Annotated in this window: 3 protein-coding genes and 2 pseudogenes; 2 read left to right on the top strand and 3 right to left on the bottom strand. The window is 73.0% G+C overall.

All coding sequences use genetic code 11. The features are described from left to right. Both E7Z54_RS23520 and E7Z54_RS19880 read left to right on the top strand, forming a co-directional pair. Positions 1-779 (top strand): annotated as a pseudogene (locus tag E7Z54_RS23520) (hypothetical protein); the annotation flags it as partial. Positions 780-820: 41 nt separating this feature from the next. Then, positions 821-2,491, top strand: a complete 1,671-nt coding sequence (locus E7Z54_RS19880; RefSeq protein ID WP_136436456.1) for a DUF885 domain-containing protein — start codon at positions 821-823, stop codon at positions 2,489-2,491. Between the two features lie 50 nt (positions 2,492-2,541). Here E7Z54_RS19880 and E7Z54_RS19875 read toward each other — a convergent pair whose 3' ends face one another. The 3 genes and pseudogenes from E7Z54_RS19875 to E7Z54_RS19865 form a co-directional block, all read right to left on the bottom strand. After that, on the bottom strand, positions 2,542-3,813 hold the full coding sequence (locus tag E7Z54_RS19875; RefSeq protein ID WP_136436455.1) for a hypothetical protein: 1,272 nt from the start codon (positions 3,811-3,813) through the stop codon (positions 2,542-2,544). After that, positions 3,806-4,342, bottom strand: coding sequence for an RNA polymerase sigma factor (locus E7Z54_RS19870; protein ID WP_136436454.1), 537 nt, complete (start codon positions 4,340-4,342; stop codon positions 3,806-3,808). The genes E7Z54_RS19875 and E7Z54_RS19870 overlap by 8 nt, the downstream gene beginning before the upstream one ends. A 65-nt stretch (positions 4,343-4,407) precedes the next feature. Next, positions 4,408-5,077: pseudogene (locus tag E7Z54_RS19865) on the bottom strand (hypothetical protein); the annotation flags it as partial.

Raw genomic sequence — 5,077 nt, 5'->3', positions numbered from 1 at the left:
CACCGCCGGCCGCTCCTGTCCAGCCCGTCGTCGAGGACGACGAGCCCCTGCCCGCCGTGCCCGCGCCCGTACCGCCGGTGGCACCGACCAAGGCGCCCGACCGTGAGCCGCCGGTGCCGATCCCGAGCCCGACCCCGGTTCCCACACCGGTTCCCACGCCCGCTGCCACACCCGCTCCCACCCCGGTGCCGCAGCCGGTCGCGGTCACGCCCGTCAGACCTACCGAGAACCCGATCACCGCCTGCGGCACGTACGGCAGCCTGGTCATGCCGACCACCCAGGGCGTCCGCTACACGCGGACCTCCGGCGACGGGCTCCAGGGTGACTGGACCGTCACCGCGACGCCGGAGGCGGGTTACGTGATCGCACCCGGCGCACCGACCACGTTCGAGGGCGACCTGCTCGACTTCTACGCGTGCCCGGCGATCGTCTCCGTGACGGCCACCAGCACGGCGGTGACCACGTCCGTCACGGCTCCCGACCCCGGTCCGTACCTCCTCGAGCTGCGGCTCGACTTCGACGAAACCGTCTACGTCACCGAGGACAACGGCGAGGGATGGGACTGCTTCGCGGATGACGGCACGACCCGCAATCCGCTCAACCACCTATCGGACTACGAGCTGACGCCGGGCGAGGAGTGGGTGGTCTGCGAGTTCACCTACACGGGCGCGGCCCCTGGACCCGTGGAGGTACTAGTGGATGCGGCGGGCGCCGTCCCCGGCGGCACCGCGACGCTCAGCAGTGACGGCATCGAGAGGGACGAGCGACCCTTCGGCTGATCGGCGCGCGTGCCGGCGGTGTCCACGCATAGGGTCCTGGCATGACCCGCACCGTCGACGCCCGCACCGACCAGTTCGTGGACGAGGTCGCCATCCTCGACCCGCTGACCGCGACGTACGCCGGGATCCCCGGGTACGACGGCAAGCTGCCCGACTACTCCCCCGACGGCTTCGCCGCGCGCGAGGAGCTGCACCGCCGGGCACTGGCCGACGTGACGGCGCTGACCGCGGGGGACGAGCGCGAGCAGACCGCCCAGGACGCCTTCCTCGAGCGCGTCGGGCTGATGGTGGAGCGGGCCGACGCCCGCGTGGACCGAAGCGAGTTCTCGGTCATCAGCAGCGCGATCCACCAGGTCCGCGGCGCCTTCGACCTGATGCCGACCGAGACCCCCGAGGACTGGGAGGCGATCGGTGACCGCCTCGCAGCCGTCCCCGCCGCGCTCGACGGCTACCGCACGACGCTGCACGAGGAGGCGGCAGCCGGTCGGGTCTCCTCCCAGCGGCAGTACGTCGAGGTGGCCAGCCAGGTGCGCGGCTGGACCGGTCAGGAGGGTCGGGCCGGCGACTTCTTCGAGCGCACCGTGGAGAAGGCACCCGACCGGCTCCGCGGACGGCTCGCCCAGGCTGCCGAGGCCGCCTCGACGTCGTACGCGGAGTTCGGCCGGTTCGTGGAGACCGATCTCCTGCCACGGGGTCGTGACACCGACGGGGTCGGGCGCGAGCCCTACGCGCTTGCCTCGCGTTACTTCCTCGGCTCAGCCGTCGACCTCGAGGAGGCCTACCGCTGGGGTTGGGAGGAGCTGAAGCGGATCGAGGACGAGATGGCCGCGACCGCCGAGCGCATCACCCCCGGAGGCTCGATGGCGGACGCGGTGCGGGCGCTCGACGCCGACCCGGCCCGCGACCTCGGCAGTCGCGAGGCGTTCGAGGTCTGGATGCAGGAGAGGTCCGACGCGATCCTCGCCGACTTCAACGGGGTGCATTTCGACATCGCCGAGCCGATCCGCACCCTCCGGTGCAAGGTGGCGCCGGTCAACGACGGCGGCGCCTGGTACACACCTCCGAGCGAGGACTTCTCCCGCCCGGGGACGATGTGGTTCTCCTTCACCGACGACCACAAGATCTACTCCACCTGGCGCGAGACCACGACCGTCTTCCACGAGGGTGTGCCCGGCCACCATCTCCAGTGCGCACAGGTCGTACACCGCGCCGACCTCCTCAACCGGTGGCAGCGGCTGCTGTGCTGGGTGAGCGGCCACGGCGAGGGCTGGGCGCTCTACTCCGAGCGACTGATGGACGAGCTGGGCTACCTCGACGACCCCGGCGACCGGCTGGGATTCCTCGACATGCAGGGCTTCCGGGCGGCGCGGGTGATCGTGGACATCGGCGTCCACCTGGGTCTGACGATCCCGGAGGGCAACCCGTTCGGCTGGCGGCCGGGCGAGGTGTGGGACGCCGATCGGGTCCTCGAGTTCATGCGCGCGCACTCGCGGATGGACGACGGGTCGCTGAGGTTCGAGGTCAACCGCTACCTCGGCTGGCCCGGCCAGGCGCCGTCGTACAAGCTCGGGGAGCGGATCTGGCTCGACGCCCGGGCCGACGCGCAGGCCCGCCACGGCGCATCGTTCGACCTCAAGGCCTTCCATACGGCGGCGCTCGACCTGGGCTCGCTGGGGCTCGATCCGCTGAAGGCCGCGCTCGGGCGCCTATGAGCGCACGCCGGGGCGTCTCGACCGGCCGTCCGGGGCGCGACGCGAACCGGTCACCGCGACCGGAACCGCTGCCAGGTCGCGCCGCCGTCTTGCGTGCGAGCCAACTCGCCCCGGGGCCCGGTGACCCACACGACCGGCCCGTCGACGTACTCGAAGGCGACCGGGCCCACTGCCGTGGTGTTGCCGAAGGGTCTGTCACCGACCTTCTCGAGGGCGAGGCCCTCTCGCTCACCCGGCACCCGTAGGTCGCCGACGACCAGCCGCCACACTCCCGAGTCGCGCACCGTGGTGCCCTTCTCCCACTCGGTCAGCATCAGCCGGAGGTCGCCGTCCTCGTGCCACGCGCCGTCGACCGTCCAGTGCGTCTCGCCGCCGCGCGGGAACTCCATCCGGGTCCAGTCCTCCGGTGACGCAGCGCTCGCGAAGTGCAGCGCCTCGGCGGGGAAGAGGGTCGCGCCGTCCCCGCCCTCGAGCACGGCGTGGTCCTGGCCGATCGCTGACCGTACCGACATGTTGAAGATGTCGCGGCCGAGCTCCTCACTGCTCCAGGTCGCGCCGCCGTCATCGGACCAGTGGTAGACGGTGGGATCGCCCCACGCCACCCCGGACAGGCGGCCACCGTAGACGGTCACCTGGCTGAGCCCGGCGGGTGTCGGCACGGGATGCGCCCCGCCGTCGGCGGCGACCGCGACCACCTCCGGACCCTCCCTGCTGCCTGCGCCGGCGAGGACGACCGGGACCTCGTCGGCCCTCGCCGGCGTCTCGCGGCCGGTGACGGTGACGGTGACTCCGGACGGGGCGTCGCTGCCGATGATCCGGATGCGCTTCCCGTCCCACCCCTCTCGTAGCACGAAGGTCGTGGAAGACAGCGGCTCGACGATCGACCCGGTGGGCACCTCCACCAGCGAACGGCTCTCGAAACCGTCGCCGGTGACGGCGAGCACGCTCAATTCCTCGAAGCTCCAGATCACGGCCATCACCTCCGCGTTGCCGGGCACCACGGCGAGGTCGGTGATCGTCGAGTCGGCTGCGTCGGCGACCGCCGCGAGCTCCGCCAGTGGCCGTGCCGGCGACGTGGTCGCGACGGAGGACTGCTCGGTCGGCCCGGGACCGCGGTCATCCCCGGGACCGAGGACCTGGGCGATGCCGACCACGGCCGTCACGGCGAGGGCCGCCGCGCCCACCATCCCCGCCTGTCGTCGCGTACGACGACCACGACCGCGTCGGGCGACAGACCCGAAGTCGGGGGCCTCGGCGGCCTCGGCCGCACGCTGGGCGATCCCGCCGGGGTCGGCTGTGAGGAGCTCATCGATGTCAGCCACGAGAGCCTCCGTTCACGAGCTGGTCGGACTCGCCGTCGGCGACTCCGAGAACGGCCGCCAGTGCGGCCCGCCCTCGGCTGAGCCGGGCCTTGACCGTGCCGGGTGCGACCCCGAGCGTGGCCGCGACCTCCGCGACGGGGAGGTCGGCGAGGTAGTGCAGCGCGAGCGTCTCGCGCTGTGCCTGCGGGAGGGACCGGAGCGCGTCGACCAAGGCCAGCCGGTCCTCGGTGAGGTCGGGATGCCGTACCTCCGCCTCTGCGCGGGGCGTCGACCGTCCGACCAGGCGCTCCCCGACCACACGCCGCTTGTGACGGGTGCGGGCGACGTTCACTGCCACGGCCCGCAGCCAGGCCTCGGGCTGGTCGAGGCGCTCGAAGGTGCGGCGGGAGGCCACGGCGCGGGCGAACGCCTCGGCCACCACCTCCTCGGCCTCGGTGAGGTCGCCGCAGACGCCGTACAGCTGGCCCACCAAGCGGCGGTAGGACGCGTGGAAGCAGCGCTGGATCGGGTCGTCCGGAACATCGTTCACGGCACCTCCCTCTCGTGGTCGAAGTCTGTCACCCGTACGACCATCGCCCCGGGACGAAGGTTGCCTCAGCGCGGTGCCGGCATGCTCGTCCTCACCGGGCGCGCGCTCGCCGCGTCGACGCCCCTGCGGAAGCGGGCGTAGGAGGAGAGCTCCGCCTGCACCGGTGCGACGACATGGCTGCGCACCACGCGGGCGATGGTGCGCCGGCAGGCGTCCTCGACCGCTTGCGCCTGGCGGGCGGCGGTCCGCGCCGCGACCCGCCTCTCGAACAGGCCGACGCCGACACCGGCGACGAGGGCGACCGCGAGAGCGAGGAGCACCGGTGCGCCGAGGACCAGCAGGCACCCGAGCACGGAGATCGCCAGCAGCCCGCGCATCGGGCCGACCCACGCCAGCCACCCCGGCAGCTCGACCGGCAACCGGAGAGCGGCCAGCTCCGCGTCGAGCCGGTCGTCGGTCTGGGACAGGCGGTCCGTCGCGGCCCCACGGACCGGACCTCCCCACGCGTCGGTCAGGTCACGACAGACCTGGTCCGCGATCGCCCGCACGGCCGTGTCGACTGCGGGCCGGTCGACCGGGCCGAGTCGCAGGCCACCGGCTCCGACGACCGGACCTTCGGTCTCCGGCGTGCGCCGGAGGGGCCAGGACATCCGCCGGGACACCTCGGCGCGCGTCGCCCGCTCGCTTCGCGCGGCCAGCGCCGGAACGCCCGCGGCCTGCGCGACTCGACGCTCG

This window comes from Nocardioides sp. (assembly GCF_004803405.1).
In the GTDB taxonomy this organism is placed as follows: Bacteria; Actinomycetota; Actinomycetes; order Propionibacteriales; family Nocardioidaceae; genus Nocardioides; species Nocardioides vastitatis.
Note: the sequence above shows the minus strand (reverse complement) of the source record. Positions and strands in the feature narration are given on the sequence as shown.